At 68.6% G+C, this 14,760-nt stretch carries 14 protein-coding genes; 9 read left to right on the forward strand and 5 right to left on the reverse strand.

The genetic code is table 11. The features are described from left to right. Window positions 1-3: 3 nt before the first annotated feature. Complete coding sequence (locus IB242_RS06535; RefSeq protein WP_192277191.1) at window positions 4-477, reverse strand: YbjN domain-containing protein; 474 nt, start codon at window positions 475-477, stop codon at window positions 4-6. 79 nt (window positions 478-556) lie between these two features. Between IB242_RS06535 and clpS the strand changes: the two genes are divergently transcribed. The 3 genes from clpS to IB242_RS06550 all read left to right on the forward strand — a co-directional run bounded on the left by clpS (window position 557) and on the right by IB242_RS06550 (window position 3,870). Beyond that, window positions 557-877, forward strand: a complete 321-nt coding sequence (clpS, locus tag IB242_RS06540; protein ID WP_192277193.1) for an ATP-dependent Clp protease adapter ClpS — start codon at window positions 557-559, stop codon at window positions 875-877. Between the two features lie 120 nt (window positions 878-997). Continuing rightward, on the forward strand, window positions 998-3,286 hold the full coding sequence (gene clpA / locus IB242_RS06545; RefSeq protein WP_192277195.1) for an ATP-dependent Clp protease ATP-binding subunit ClpA: 2,289 nt from the start codon (window positions 998-1,000) through the stop codon (window positions 3,284-3,286). A 215-nt stretch (window positions 3,287-3,501) separates the two neighbouring features. Further along, window positions 3,502-3,870 carry a hypothetical protein gene (locus IB242_RS06550; protein WP_192277197.1) on the forward strand — a complete coding sequence of 123 codons (369 nt, stop codon included), beginning with the start codon at window positions 3,502-3,504 and terminating at the stop codon, window positions 3,868-3,870. Window positions 3,871-3,972: 102 nt separating this feature from the next. On the opposite strand, the gene infA is transcribed toward IB242_RS06550, so the two are convergent. The 4 genes from infA to trxB form a co-directional block, all read right to left on the reverse strand. Next, the gene (infA, locus tag IB242_RS06555) at window positions 3,973-4,191 is read right to left on the reverse strand and encodes a translation initiation factor IF-1 (protein ID WP_192277199.1); all 219 of its coding nucleotides are present in this window, start codon (window positions 4,189-4,191) and stop codon (window positions 3,973-3,975) included. A gap of 75 nt (window positions 4,192-4,266) precedes the next feature. Further along, window positions 4,267-5,004, reverse strand: coding sequence for a leucyl/phenylalanyl-tRNA--protein transferase (aat, locus tag IB242_RS06560; protein ID WP_192277201.1), 738 nt, complete (start codon window positions 5,002-5,004; stop codon window positions 4,267-4,269). Beyond that, on the reverse strand, window positions 5,001-6,146 hold the full coding sequence (locus IB242_RS06565; RefSeq protein ID WP_192277203.1) for a GNAT family N-acetyltransferase: 1,146 nt from the start codon (window positions 6,144-6,146) through the stop codon (window positions 5,001-5,003). The genes aat and IB242_RS06565 overlap by 4 nt, the downstream gene beginning before the upstream one ends. 107 nt (window positions 6,147-6,253) lie before the next feature. Continuing rightward, window positions 6,254-7,210, reverse strand: coding sequence for a thioredoxin-disulfide reductase (gene trxB / locus IB242_RS06570; RefSeq protein WP_192277205.1), 957 nt, complete (start codon window positions 7,208-7,210; stop codon window positions 6,254-6,256). A 222-nt stretch (window positions 7,211-7,432) separates the two neighbouring features. Between trxB and IB242_RS06575 the strand changes: the two genes are divergently transcribed. The 6 genes from IB242_RS06575 to IB242_RS06600 all read left to right on the forward strand — a co-directional run bounded on the left by IB242_RS06575 (window position 7,433) and on the right by IB242_RS06600 (window position 14,756). Next, the gene (locus IB242_RS06575; RefSeq protein ID WP_225540266.1) at window positions 7,433-9,781 is read left to right on the forward strand and encodes a DNA translocase FtsK; all 2,349 of its coding nucleotides are present in this window, start codon (window positions 7,433-7,435) and stop codon (window positions 9,779-9,781) included. 492 nt (window positions 9,782-10,273) lie between these two features. Then, the gene (gene lolA, locus IB242_RS06580) at window positions 10,274-10,906 is read left to right on the forward strand and encodes an outer membrane lipoprotein chaperone LolA (protein ID WP_192277209.1); all 633 of its coding nucleotides are present in this window, start codon (window positions 10,274-10,276) and stop codon (window positions 10,904-10,906) included. A gap of 117 nt (window positions 10,907-11,023) precedes the next feature. Further along, window positions 11,024-12,319, forward strand: a complete 1,296-nt coding sequence (locus IB242_RS06585; RefSeq protein WP_192277780.1) for a replication-associated recombination protein A — start codon at window positions 11,024-11,026, stop codon at window positions 12,317-12,319. 10 nt (window positions 12,320-12,329) lie between these two features. Next, entirely contained in the window at window positions 12,330-12,728 is a 399-nt protein-coding gene (gene crcB / locus IB242_RS06590) for a fluoride efflux transporter CrcB (RefSeq protein WP_192277211.1), read from the forward strand. A 90-nt stretch (window positions 12,729-12,818) separates the two neighbouring features. Continuing rightward, on the forward strand, window positions 12,819-13,634 hold the full coding sequence (locus IB242_RS06595) for an AraC family transcriptional regulator (protein WP_192277213.1): 816 nt from the start codon (window positions 12,819-12,821) through the stop codon (window positions 13,632-13,634). A gap of 18 nt (window positions 13,635-13,652) precedes the next feature. Next, window positions 13,653-14,756, forward strand: a complete 1,104-nt coding sequence (locus IB242_RS06600; RefSeq protein ID WP_225540060.1) for a hypothetical protein — start codon at window positions 13,653-13,655, stop codon at window positions 14,754-14,756. Window positions 14,757-14,760 lie beyond the last annotated feature (4 nt).

Consider the following 14,760-nt stretch of genomic DNA (forward strand, 5'->3'; position numbering starts at 1 on the left):
TGCTCAGTACTCGTCGCTGGCGGGATCCTCGGCCAGCTCGCGTTCCATCTCGTCGGCGCTGGTGACCGCGGCGGTGATCGCCTCGTCCAGGGTCTTGGCGTCGGCCGAGGCCGGGATCTTCACCACCAGCACCGCGTGCTGGTCCTGCTTGACCCAGGCGCCGAGCTTGAGCTGGTTGGAGGCGTCGAGCAGCCGGTTGGCCACCACCGCCGGGAACGAGGCCGTCGGCGACTTGTAGGCCGGCGACCAGACCTCGCGCACCCGCTGCTGGCCATAGCTCTCGACCGGCGAGCGCACGAACACCAGCTGCGTCCGGCCCTCGTCCAGCGCCATCACCAGCTTGTAGTCGCCATCCTCGTCGACCTCGTACTCGTAGCCCAGTCCGTCCAGCAGCTTGCCGATCTTGTGGTCGGGTTCGGCGGCCATGGCGAGGCCGGGCAGGGCGAGCAGGAGGGCGCAGGCGAGGCGGGCGATCATCGTGGTTCCAGGTCCGTGGCATTCGATCCGCGCATTGTCCGGCAAGCGGTCCGGGGGCGTCCATCCGTATAATCGGCGCATGCCCCGCAAATCACAGCACGAACACGATCATGGCCTCCTGGTCGAGGCCGGCCGGCCCGAAGTCGCGCCGCCGCCGATGTACCAGGTGGTCCTGCTCAACGACGACTACACGCCGATGGACTTCGTGGTCGAGGTCCTGCAGCAGTTCTTTTCCCTGGACATGGAGCGCGCCACCCAGGTGATGCTGCACGTCCATACCCGTGGCCGCGGGGTCTGCGGGGTGTTCACCCGCGAGGTGGCCGAGTCCAAGGTGGCCCAGGTCAACGAGTTCTCGCGGATGAACCAGCATCCGTTGCTGTGCACCATGGAAAAGGCCTGAGCCTCCAACCCGCCGCACGACTTGGGCGCCTTTCCACGGCCTGAACGCTCCGATCCGTTGGTCTTGTGGAAATCCTCACGACTGGCCGCATATTGTTGGCAACAGCTGCCGGAGCCCCCCATGTTCAGCAAAGACCTCGAACAGACCATCGGCCAGTGCTACAAGCGCGCCCGCGAAGCCCGTCATGAGTTCATGACGGTCGAGCACCTGCTGCTGGCCCTGCTCGACAACCCCTCGGCCCAGGCCGTGCTCAAGGCCTGCGGCGCCGATGCGCTGCGCCTGCGCAGCGACCTGGAGCAGGCCATCGACGCCTCGGTGTCGCGCCTGGCCGAAGACGACGGTCGCGATACCCAGCCGACCCTCGGCTTCCAGCGCGTGCTGCAGCGCGCCGTCTACCACGTGCAGTCTTCCGGCAAGAAGGAAGTCACCGGCGCCAACGTGCTGGTGGCGATCTTCGGCGAGAAGGACTCGCACGCGGTCTACTTCCTGACCCAGCAGGACGTCACCCGCCTGGACGTGGTCAATTACCTCTCGCACGGCATCGCCAAGCTCGGCGACGACCAGGAGGGGGCAGCGCCGTCGCAGGACGGCGAGGGCAAGGCCGAGGGTGGCGAAGGCGAGGCCAAGTCCACCGACGCGCTGGCCGAGTACGCCAGCAACCTCAACGAGCAGGCCCGCAATGGCCGGATCGACCCGCTGGTCGGTCGTGGCGACGAGATCGAGCGCACCATCCAGGTCCTGTGCCGCCGGCGCAAGAACAACCCGCTGTACGTCGGCGAGGCCGGCGTGGGCAAGACCGCGATCGCCGAGGGCCTGGCCAAGCGCATCGTCGACGGCGAGGTGCCCGAGGTGCTGGCCGAGGCGGTGATCTACTCGCTCGACCTGGGCGCTCTGGTGGCCGGCACCAAGTACCGCGGCGATTTCGAGAAGCGCTTGAAGGCGGTGCTGACCGCGATCCGCAAGCATCCGGGCGCGATCCTGTTCATCGACGAGATCCACACCATCATCGGCGCCGGCTCGGCTTCGGGCGGCACGATGGACGCGTCCAACCTGATCAAGCCGGCGCTGGCCTCGGGCGACCTGCGCTGCATCGGCTCGACCACGTTCCAGGAGTACCGCGGCATCTTCGAGAAGGACCGTGCGCTGGCGCGGCGCTTCCAGAAGATCGACATCGTCGAGCCGACCGTGGGCGAGACCTACGAGATCCTGCAGGGCCTCAAGCCCAAGTACGAGGCCCATCACGGCGTGACCTACGCAGACGAGGCGCTGCAGGCGGCCGTGGACCTGTCGGTCAAGCACATCGCCGACCGGCTGCTGCCCGACAAGGCGATCGACGTGATCGACGAGGCGGGCGCGCGCCAGCGCCTGCTGCCCGAAGACCAGCGCAAGGAACTGATCGACATCGAGGAAATCGAGACGATCATCGCCAAGATGGCGCGTATTCCGGCCAAGCAGGTCAGCGCCACCGACAAGGACGTGCTCCAGCATCTGGAGCGCAACCTGAAGATGGTGATCTTCGGCCAGAATCCAGCCATCGAGACGCTGGCGTCGGCGATCAAGCTGGCCCGCAGCGGCCTGGCCAACCCGGACAAGCCGATCGGCAACTTCCTGTTCGCCGGCCCGACCGGCGTCGGCAAGACCGAAGTCACCCGGCAGCTCGCGCTGCAGCTGGGCATCGAACTGGTCCGCTTCGACATGTCCGAGTACATGGAGCCGCACTCGGTGTCGCGCCTGATCGGCGCACCTCCTGGCTACGTCGGCTTCGACCAGGGCGGCCTGCTGACCGAGAAGATCGTCAAGACGCCGCACTGCGTGCTGCTGCTGGACGAGGTCGAGAAGGCGCACCCGGACATCTTCAACATCCTGCTGCAGGTCATGGACCGCGGCGTGCTGACCGACACCAACGGGCGCGAGGCCAACTTCAAGAACGTGGTGATCGTGATGACCACCAATGCCGGCGCGGCCCAGGCCTCGCGGCGCTCGATCGGTTTCACCCGCCAGGACCACTCCACCGATGCGATGGAAGTGATCCGCAAGAGCTTCACCCCGGAGTTCCGCAACCGCCTGGATGCGGTGGTGCAGTTCCAGCCGCTGGGCTTCGATCACATCCTGCGCGTGGTCGACAAGTTCCTGATCGAACTGGAGATGCTGCTCAACGAGAAGCACGTCGCGCTCACCGCGTCGCCGACCGCGCGCGACTGGCTGGCCCAGCACGGCTTCGATCCGCTGATGGGTGCACGCCCCATGGCGCGCCTGATCCAGGACAGGATCAAGCGTCCGCTTGCCGACGAGCTGCTGTTCGGCAAGCTGGTCGACGGCGGCCGGGTCAATGTCGACGTGGTCGACGGCGAGCTTTTCGTCGAGACCCAGGCCGAGCCGGAGCGGCTGCTGCCGGCGACGGTGGAGTAAGGCCGGGTCTGGCCACGGTACGAGAAGACCGAAGGGCGCCGAAGGGCGCCCTTCGCATGTGCGCGGCAGAAACGGCGCCGGCAGCGGACAGCCGGAGGGCAGGGTGACCGTCGGCAGGGTGCGGGTGGTCATGGGCACCACAGGCAGGTCCGCCCATGGAACGGCGCCGCTAGTGTGGATGCCGGTCCGATCCGGACCGACACGCCACCACGCTCATGAACATCCTGCGCCTCTGCTCCGCCACCGCCCTGCTCGCATCCGCCTTCGCGGCGAATGCCGCATCACCCGCTTCCTCGCTCGAAGGCTGCGTGGACCTGGCGGCAGGCCACGAAATCGTGCGCGCGGGGAGCACCCAGAGCTTCCTGCTGCGCGATGGTGACGATCACTACCGGGTCCTGCTGCGCAACGAATGCGGCTCGCTGCCGAGCGCATCGCGGGTGACCATCCTGAGCGACGGCACCGCCGGCCGCCTCTGTGCGAGCGGGGCACGGATCAAGACCGATCGCGATACGTGCATGGTGCGCGGGGTCGAAACCATCGGCGCAGAGGAGTTCGCCAGCGCGAAGCGGCGCGCGCGGCGCTGAGCCGGGCGACCAGGAGCCGATACGGCCGCGCGCCGGTCACCGCCGACGCGTGCAAACGAAAAAGGCAGCCCTGGGCTGCCCTTTTTCGCGATCGCCGAAGTCTTACTTCATGCGATAGGTGATACGACCCTTGGTCAGGTCGTACGGGGTCATCTCGACCTTGACGCGGTCGCCGGTCAGGATGCGGATGTAGTTCTTCCGCATGCGCCCGGAGATGTGCGCGATGATTTCATGGCCGTTTTCGAGACGGACACGGAAGGTGGTGTTCGGCAAGGTCTCGGCGACAGTGCCTTCGAATTCGATGGAATCGTCTTTCGACATGCGATCTCAGATATGCGCCGGAGCGGTTAAAGGCGGCAATTCTACGCGATTCCTTCCGGCATTGCAAAAAATGTGTTAATGGCCCGGCTGAACGGCCAGGGACGCCGCGGACATCCGGCCAAACCGCTCCGTCCATGGACCTGCCGACGCAGGTGCGTCCACCAGGGCACCGACCAGGCCGAGGAACCGGGCCCGCGGCCACTGCTCGGCGCCCAGCGACAACAGGTGCGGGTTCTCGACCTGGGCATCGATCAGTGGCCAGCCCCAGCCGTGCAGGGTCCTGGCCAGCGCGGCCAGCGCGACCTTCGATCCGCCCGAGGCGGCGCTGAACATGCTCTCGCCGAAGAAGGCCCGGCCGACCGCAACGCCGTAGATGCCACCGACCAGGCGATCCCCGTCGAACACCTCCACCGAGTGGGCGTGGCCGAGCCGGTGCAGGTAGCGGTAGGCCCCGATCATCTCCTCGGTGATCCAGGTCCCGCCCTGGCCGGGACGCGGGCTGCGGGCGCAGGCCAGGATCACCTGGTCGAACGCGGTATCGGCGCGGACCTGCCAGTTGCAACGCTTCAGCCCGCGCCGGAAGCGCGAGGACAGGCGCACGCCGTCGGTGCGGAACACGATGCGCGGATCCGGAGACCACCACAGGATCGGCTGGTTGTCGCCGAACCACGGAAAGATGCCACCGCGATAGGCGTTGAGCAGCCGGCCGGGGTGCAGGTCGCCGCCGACCGCAAGCAGGCCGTCGGTATCGGCCAGTGCCGCGGACGGGAACGGCTCGGCCGGATCGGGCGTGAGCAGGGTGGGGCGCTTCATGGCGGCGGATCACGAAAGGGGGAGCGCATGGCCAGGATGCGCGCATGCTGCTGCGTTATGGCGACCTCCTCGGCGCACCACTGCGTCAGCGCCTCGCGGAAGGCGGGAGCCGCGACCCAGTGACGGCTGCGGACCAGGGTGGGCAGGAAGCCGCGTGCGATCTTGTGCTCGCCCTGGGCGCCGGGCTCGAAGCGCGCCAGACCCTGCTCCAGGCAGTACTCGATGCCCTGGTAGTAGCAGGTCTCGAAATGCAGGCCGGGCAGGGCGACGCTGGCACCCCAGTAGCGGCCGTAGAGCGTGTCGCCGCCACGCAGGCACAGGGCGCCGGCGACCGGCTGGTCCTGGTGGCAGGCCAGGATGATCAGCACCTGCCGCGGCATCGTGCGCGCCAGGTGATGGATGAAGGCCAGGCTCAGCGCCGGCGCATTGCCGTATTCCAGAAAGGTCTGCAGGTAGAAGCCATGGATGGCCGCCAGCTCCGCGTCTCCGGCCTCGTCGCCGTGCAGGCGGCGGAAGCTGATGCCTCCCCGCGCCACCCTGGCCCGCTCCTGGCGGATGTTCTTGCGATGCCGATGGTCCATCGCGCCCAGGTAGTCGTCGAAGTTCCGCCAGTGGCCGGGGTTGCGCCAGTGGTACTGGACGTCGCGACGTGGCATCCACGCCTCGTCGAAGGCGAGGTCCTCGTCTTCCTCATGGAAGTTGACGTGGGCCGACGAGACCCCGGCCGCCGCGGCTCCGGCGACGATGGCAGACAGCAGTTGCCGGCGCGCGTGCATGTCGCGGGCCAGCAGCCTGGGTCCGGTCACCGGCGAGTAGGGCACCGCCCCCAGCCATTTGGGGAAGTAGTCCAGTCCATGCCTGGCATAGGCATTGGCCCATGCATGGTCGAACACGAACTCGCCGTGCGAATTGGTCTTCAGGTAACCCGGCGCCGCCGCGATCAGCCGGCCGCCTTCCCACAGCGTTGGATGGTGCGGGGTCCAGCCCCAGTCCGGCCGCAGGCAGCCGTGCTGCTCGAGCCCGGCCAGGAAGGCATGGGCGACGAACGGGTTGGCCCCGTCGTGCAGGGCGTCCCAGGCCGCAGCCGGCACCTCGTCCAGTCCCTGCAGCCAGCGGACGTCGGCGGTCGGATTGCCCGTCATCGCGGCAGCGCCCCTACCAGCGGACGACGAGGAACGCCGCCAGCCGGCTGCCGCGGAACAGGCATTGCGTGATCGGCAGCGTGTCCACGGCAGGCGACCGGAAGAGCTCAGCCGCCCTGCTTGTCGAGGAAGCGCTCGGCGTCCAGCGCGGCCATGCAGCCGAAGCCGGCCGAGGTGATCGCCTGGCGGTAATGCTGGTCGGCGACGTCGCCGGCGGCGAACACGCCCTCGACCGAGGTCTGGGTCGCATCGCCGCCGAGTCCCGAGCGGATTTCCAGGTAGCCGTTGTTCATCGCCAGCTGCCCATCGAACAGGGACGTGTTCGGGTGGTGGCCGATCGCCACGAAGAAGCCCGGCGCCTCGATGTCGCGGGTGCTGCCATCGAGGGTGGACTTCACCCGCACGCCGGTCACGCCCATGTCGTTGCCCAGGACCTCGTCCACCTCGTGGCGCCAGACCGTCTCGATCTTGCCGGCGGCGACCTTGGCGAACAGTTTGTCCTGCATGATCTTCTCCGCGCGCAGGGTGTCGCGGCGGTGGACCAGATAGACCTTGCGGGCCAGGTTGGACAGGTACAGCGCCTCTTCCACCGCGGTGTTGCCGCCACCGACCACGACCACGTCCTGGTCCTTGTAGAAGAAGCCGTCGCAGGTGGCGCACGCGGACACGCCGCGGCCCTTGAACAGGTCCTCGGACGGGATGCCCAGGTACTTTGCGGTCGCACCGGTGGCGATGATCAGCGCATCGCAGGTGTACTCGGCGCTGTCGCCGCTCAGCCGGAACGGACGCTGCGACAGGTCGGCGGTATGGATGTGGTCGAAGATGACCTCGGTTTCGAAACGCTCGGCATGGGCCTGCATCCGGGTCATCAGGTCCGGGCCCATCAGGCCGTGCGCATCGCCGGGCCAGTTGTCGACTTCGGTGGTGGTCATCAGCTGGCCACCCTGCTGCAGGCCGGTGATCACGACCGGCTTGAGGTTGGCCCGCGCCGCGTAGACGGCAGCGGTCCAGCCGGCGGGGCCGGAGCCGAGGATCAACAGGCGCGAGTGCTTGGTGGCGGTCATGTATAGTCGTTCGCAGGGGAAAGGCAGCGTGCCGTGAGCCGCATAGAGTGGCGGCCATGCACGGGTGAATCAACCCGGGCGTGCCGGCCGGCAGGCCCGCACGCGATGCACCCGACCACTACCGGCCACGCTAGGCGACGCGTGAGCGAGTCGTTTAATATCAACGCGTAACATCGCATTCCTGCGAAAGATTCCAGATCCGGGTAGACGGTGGCCAAGGCACTGACGGAACGCTCCAAGTCCACGCGTGGTGGCGGCAAGGACCGCCCCGAAAAAGGCGCGCCCAGTCCGGGGCGGCAACGCCTGTGGCGCGACCTGTCGCTGATCGTGGTGGCGCCGCTGCTGCTGTATCTGCTGGCCTGCCTGTTCACCTATTCGGTACAGGATCCGGGCTGGTCGCACAGCGGCAGCGTGGTCGCGCCGATCGAGAACCTCGGTGGCAAGGCGGGCGCATGGATCGCCGACGTGCTGCGCCAGCTGTTCGGCTACAGCGCGTTCCTGCTGCCGCTGATCCTCGGCGCGGTCGCCTGGATCGCGCTGTTCGGCCTGGCCGAGGAGGACGAGCTGGGCCCGGCGCTGCGGCTGACCGGCATCGTCGGCTTCCTGATTGCCAGTACCGGCTTCCTGCACGTGCGCCTGCTCGGCAGCACCGGTGCGCGCGACGTGACCGACGCCGGCGGTGTGATCGGCCAGCTGGTCGGCAAATCCCTGACCAGCGGCTTCGGCGACCTGGGCGCCAACCTGTTCCTGGTGGTGCTGCTGCTGATCTCGGTGACGCTGGCCACCGGCCTGTCGTGGTTCAAGGTCATGGAGCAGATCGGCGCGGGCATCCTCAAACTGCCCGACCTGCTGCGCCGCAAGACCCAGCAGGCCGAGGACTGGAAGCGCGCGCGCGACATGCGCGAAGAGCGCGTGGAAGTGCGCAAGACCGAAGCCGTGCAGCGCGCCAAGCGCGAGCCGGTGAAGATCGAGCCACCGCCGGCGCCGGTGGTGGAGAAGAGCGAGCGGGCCAAGCGCGAGCAGCAGATCCCGATGTTCGCCGGCGTCGATGCCGAAGGCACCGGCCTGCCGTCGCTGTCGCTGCTCGATCCGCCCAAGCCGCAGCCCAAGGGCTACGACGAGCAGACGCTGGAAACGCTGTCGCGGCAGATCGAGTTCAAGCTCAAGGACTTCCGGATCGACGTCGAGGTCAAGGAAGCCCAGCCGGGCCCGGTGATCACCCGCTTCGAGATGGAGCCGGCGCCGGGCGTGAAGGTCAGCCAGATCAGCTCGCTGGACAAGGACATCGCCCGCGGCCTGTCGGTGAAGTCGGTGCGCGTGGTCGACGTGATCCCGGGCAAGTCGGTGATCGGCATCGAGATCCCGAACACCCGCCGGGAAATGATCTACCTGACCGAACTGCTGGACTCCAAGGAGTACGACAAGTCCGCCAGCCCGCTGACCTTGGCCTTGGGCAAGGGTATCAGCGGCCAGCCGGTGGTGGCCGACCTGGCGCGCATGCCGCATCTGCTGGTCGCCGGCACCACCGGTTCGGGCAAGTCGGTCGCGGTCAACGCGATGGTGCTGAGCCTGCTGTTCAAGGCCACACCGCAGGACCTGCGGATGCTGATGATCGACCCGAAGATGCTCGAGCTGAGCGTCTACGAGGGCATCCCGCACCTGCTGGCGCCGGTGGTCACCGACATGAAGGAGGCCGCCAACGGCCTGCGCTGGTGCGTGGCCGAGATGGAGCGCCGCTACAAGTTGATGAGCGCGGTCGGCGTGCGCAACCTGGCCGGCTTCAACAAGAAGGTGCGCGACGCGGCCGAGTCCGGCCAGCCGCTGATGGACCCGCTGTTCAAGCCGAACCCGGAACTGGGCGAGGCGCCGCGCGAGCTCGAACCGCTGCCGTACATCGTCATCTTCATCGACGAATTCGCCGACATGATGATGATCGTCGGCAAGAAGGTCGAGGAGCTGATCGCACGTCTGGCGCAGAAGGCCCGTGCCGCCGGCATCCACCTGATCCTGGCCACGCAGCGCCCGTCGGTGGACGTGATCACCGGTCTGATCAAGGCCAACATCCCGACCCGCATCGCGTTCCAGGTCAGCTCCAAGATCGACTCGCGCACCATCCTGGACCAGTCCGGCGCCGAGACGCTGCTGGGCCACGGCGACATGCTGTACCTGCCGCCCGGCACCGCCATGCCCGAGCGCGTGCACGGTGCCTTCGTCTCCGACGAGGAAGTCCATCGCGTAGTCGAGCATCTCAAGGCCAGCGGCCGGGCCGAGTACATCGAGGGCGTGCTGGACGAGGTGCAGACCATGGGCGACGGCACCGTCGTCGGCGCCACCGGCCTGCCCGAGTCGAGCGCCAGCGGCGGCGACGAGTCCGACCCGCTGTACGACGAGGCCGTGCGCATCGTCACCGAGACCCGGCGTGCATCGATCTCCGGCGTGCAGCGCCGGTTGAAGATCGGCTACAACCGCGCCGCGCGCCTGATCGAGGCGATGGAGGCCGCCGGCGTGGTGACCCCGCCCGAGCACAACGGCGACCGCAGCGTGCTTGCACCGCCGCCACCGCGCGACTGAGGGGGTATCCGGCGCACCGGGCGCGCCACCTTCACGTGCCGCGCGCCCCCGTCGGGACGGGGAGCCCCCGCAGCAACGTTACCTGCTGCGGAGCGCAGTGCAGGCATGTCGGACGCAGCGGGCTCGACGCGTCGCTGCGCCGGTCTCCCATACAGCCGAGCAGCGGCCGTCCACGATCCTCCCTCCAGGCGTCGACCGTCGCCGTCCCTGCCTGACCGCAATCGCGTCTCTCCACCGGGCACGCGCGGCTGCACGTGTGTCGGCGATGCGGGCGGATGGGCGAGGCATCGTGCGTTCCTGCTGGCAATGCATTGGCCGGCCCCGGCGCCAACGCCATCTCGTGCCGACATGGCGCGCAGTGACCGCCAGCTGCGCGGCCGATGGCTGAACGGGCAGTGCCATCGCCCCCATGGTTCATGCTGCAGGGCTCGCCTGTTCAGCTTCGTCGCGGCACACTGCGCGCATCCGAACACCGCATCCGAAGAGCCGCCCATGCATCGTTCCTTCCGTATCGCCCGCATCGCTGTCCTCGGACTCGGCCTGGTCGCCGGCACCGCGTTCGCTGGTGCGCGCGACGAACTGGTCAAGTTCACCACCGGCCTGAAGGGCCTGGAGGGGCAGTTCACCCAGCAGGTGGTCGATGCCCATGGCCGCACCAAGGAGAACAGTGCAGGCAAGGTCGCCGTGTCTGCGCCACGCCTGTTCCGCTGGGAATACACGAAGCCGTTCGCCCAGCTGATCGTTGCCGATGGCAGCAAGGTGTGGATCTACGAGCCCGACCTGCAGCAGGCCACGGTCAAGCCGCAGGGCGAGGAAGAGCGCAACAGCCCGCTGGTGGCGCTGTTCGATCCGGCACGGCTGGAAAAGCAGTTCGATGTCAGTCAGGAAGCGACCGCCAGTGACGGCCTGCAGTGGCTGACCCTGTCGCCGAAGGTCGATGCCGAGACCAACTTCCAGATGGCGCGTCTGGGCTTCGGCGCGCAGGGCCTGGCCCGCATGGAAGTGCTGGACCTGGTCGGGCAGAAGACCCTGATCAGTTTCGAAGGCTGGCGCCGCAATCCCAGCTTCGCTGCCGATACCTTCCGCTTCACCCCGGGCAAGGATGTCGACGTCGTCGGCGAGTAAGACCACAGCGGGCGAGGGCACCGGCAGTACAATGCGCAGGTGCCCAGACCCCGCTCCACTCCGTCGCCCCGATCCGATGACCTGCTGAGCGCCGGCATCGCCGCGCAGCGTGATGCGATGCGTCCGCTTGCCGAGCGCATGCGCCCGCGCACCCTGGACGAGATGGTCGGCCAGCGCCGGTTGCTGGCGCCGGGTTCGGCGCTGCGGCGTGCGGTCGAGGGCGGGCGCATCCATTCGATGGTGCTGTGGGGGCCGCCGGGCTGCGGCAAGACCACGCTGGCGCTGCTGCTGGCCCAGTACGCCGACGCCGAGTTCCGTGCGATCTCCGCGGTGCTGTCCGGCCTGCCCGATGTGCGCCAGGTATTGGCCGAGGCCGGCCAGCGTTTCGATACCGGCCGCCGCACCGTGCTGTTCGTCGACGAGGTGCACCGCTTCAACAAGGCGCAGCAGGATGCGTTCCTGCCGCACATCGAACGCGGCAGCATCATCTTCGTCGGTGCCACGACCGAAAATCCTTCGTTCGAACTGAACTCGGCACTGCTGTCGCGCTGCCGCGTGCACGTGATGGAAGGGGTGTCGGCTGACGACGTGATGGTGGCCCTTCATCGCGCACTGGACGACACCGAACGCGGGCTGGGCGGGCAGGGCATCGACGCGCCCGAGCACCTGCTGCGCGAGATCGCCGGCGCCGCCGATGGCGACGTGCGCCGCGCCCTGACCCTGCTCGAGATCGCCGCCGAACTGGCCGCGGACGAGGAGGGCAGGATCACCGAACAGACCCTGCTGCAGGTGCTGGCCGACCGCACGCGTCGCTTCGACAAGGGCGGCGAGCAGTTCTACGACCAGATCTCGGCGCTGCACAAGTCGGTGCGTAGCTCGAATCCCGACTCGGCCGTGTACTGGCTGACGCGGATGCTCGACGGCGGATGCGATCCGGTCTATCTGGCGCGCCGGCTGACCCGGATGGCGGTCGAGGACATCGGCCTGGCCGACCCGCGTGCGCTGCAGATGGCGGTCGATGCCTGGGATACCTACGAACGCCTCGGCAGCCCCGAGGGCGATCTTGCCCTGGCCCAGGTCGCGATCTATCTGGCCAGCACGGCCAAGTCGAATGCCGCCTACAAGGCGTTCAACCAGGCCAAGGCCGACGTGCGCCAGTACGGCACCCAGGAGGTGCCGCTGCATCTGCGCAACGCGCCGACCAGGCTGATGAAACAACTCGGCTACGGCAAGGATTACCAGTACGACCACGATGCCGATGGCGGCATCGCGCTGGACCAGACCGGCTTTCCCGATGCGATGGGTGAGCGCGTCTATTACGAACCGGTCGAGCGTGGCCTGGAGATCAAACTGAAGGACAAGCTCGACCGCCTGCGCGATGCCCGCCGCCGCGCCCGCGGCGACGCCGACTGAGGAACGCACGATGGGCCAGCTGTTCGGATCGTTCCTGGCGGTGGGCACCGGTGCCGCGATCGGCGCGTGGCTGCGCTGGGGGCTGGGCCTGTGGCTCAACTCGCCGCGCCACGGCGCGATTCCGCTGGGAACCCTGGCCGCCAACCTGATCGGCGGCTATGCGATCGGCGTGGTCATGGCCTGGTTCGTCGCACGCCCGGATCTGCCGCCGGAATGGCGCCTGTTCATCGTGACCGGCCTGCTCGGCGGCCTGACCACGTTCTCCTCGTTCTCGGCCGAGGTGGTGCAGATGCTGCTGCGCCAGCAGTACGGCACCGCGCTGACGACAACGCTGCTGCACCTGGGCGGCTCGCTGACGATGACCGCGCTGGGCGTGTGGACCCACCGCACCGTGGCCGGTGCCGGCTGACCCACGCCGCAGCGCAAGAACTGCGAAGCGCGCGTGCCATCGCAGCCGCTACGCTTCGGATCGGTTCGGACAGCGATCGATGGCAACGGCATGAACGCGGCACGCAGGGCACTGTGGTACATCGAGAGCCACTTCGCAGAAGACATCGCGCTGCCGGACGTCGCCGCGGCGGTCGGCGTGTCGCCCTTCCATCTTTCGCGCCTGTTCCAGGCGGCTACCGGCACACCGCTGGTCAGGTACCTTCGCGGCCGCCGCCTGACCGAGGCGGCGCGTCGGCTGGCCGATGGTACCGACAGCATCCTCGCGCTCGCACTGGCGGCCGGTTATGCCTCGCATGGCAGTTTCACCCGCGCGTTCGGCGAGCAGTTCGGCCGTACGCCGGGAGAAGTCCGCCAGCATGGGCTGAAGGGGCTCGCCTTGGTCGAGGCGATCGCGCTGGACGCCGTCACCACGCCATGCACGCATCCGCCGCGCATCGCCGACGCCGGTCCGCTGCTGGTCGCCGGAGTCGGTGCCCGCCACCGCGGCGCCTCGGTCGCCGCCATCCCGTCGCAGTGGCAGCTGCTGCTGGCACAGACGCCGCGCCCGCAGGGCATCGCCTACGGCGTGTGCTGCAACGACGACGAGGATGGCAGCTTCGACTACATCGCCGGCATCGAGGTCGCCTCGTTCGCGCGGCTTCCATCGCACTGGCAGGCGATCCGCGTTCCCGCCAGGCGCTACGTGGTCGGGCACCACGCGGGCCACGTTTCCGGGATCCGCGCGACCTGGCTCTGGCTGCTCGACGACTACCTGCCCGCGGCCGGCCTCGTCCTGGCCGACGCGCCCGAGTTCGAGCGCTACGACGCGCGCTTCGACGACACCACCGGCCTTGGCGGCGTCGACATCTGGCTGCCGCTGGCCTGACCTCCCACAAGGAACACCATGAATCGATCGATGATCCGCTGGTTCGCCGCGGTACTGTGCCTGTCCGCGATGCCGCAACCCCTGCTGGCACAGACGCACGCGGTGGGCGAACGCCACGGGGTGGCCCGCCATGAGCCTGCCGCGGTGCGCGATGCGCAGCACCGTGCCGAGGTGCGGTACACGGTGTGGTATCCGGCCCCCCCGGGACTCGTGGAACGGGACCTGACGATCGGGCTACCGGAATCGCCGCTGTTCGTCGGCGGTCGTGCCGCCGCGGACGCGCCGGTCGCTCCCGGCCGCTTCCCGACCATCCTGCTGTCGCACGGCAACGGCGGAAGCGCACGGATGATGGCCTGGTTCGGTACCGGTCTGGCACGCTTGGGCCATGTGGTCATCGCCGTGGACCATCCCGGCAACACGGCGCTGGACCCACTCACGGCCGCCGGCGCCGCCTTGCCCTGGGAACGTGCGGGCGACCTCGGCGCCGCACTCCGGGCCGTCCGCGACGACCACGCACTGGCGCCGCATCTGGACATGGATCGGCTGGCGACGGCCGGGTTCTCCGCCGGTGGGTTCACCGCCCTGGTGGCGGCTGGCGCACGGGTCGACCTGCCGCGGCTGGAACGGTTCTGCGCCGCCAATCCGGCCGATGGTGTCTGCCTGCCGCAGGTGGAAACACCGCACATCAGCGCACGGGACAGGCAGGAGGCGGCCACCTCGCCGGCGCTGGCGCCCTTCATGCGCCGCGCCGCCGGCGATCACGCGCTCGTGGGCGTGCGGGCGGTGTTCGTGATGGCGCCTGCGCTGGTGCAGGCGCTGGACCAGGAGGCGTTGGGCAGGCTGCAACAGCCGCTGCGGATCATGCAGGGCGATGCGGATACGGTGGCCCCGGCCGCCACCAATGCACGCGTGCTGGCCGGTCTGGTTCCGGCTGCGGTCCTGAGCGAACACGCCGGGGCAGGGCATTACGACTTCCTGGCGGCCTGCACGGAGCTGGGGCGGCAGCGGCTTGCAACGCTGTGCGGCAACGCTGCATCGCAGGCCGCCACCCACGCCCAAGCGATCGCACTGGCGCATGCGTTCCTGTCGCGCGCACTGCCGGCGTCTGATCCGGAAGGCTGATCCA

The organism is Xanthomonas sp. XNM01 (genome assembly GCF_014851915.1).
Lineage (GTDB): Bacteria > Pseudomonadota > Gammaproteobacteria > Xanthomonadales > Xanthomonadaceae > Pseudoxanthomonas.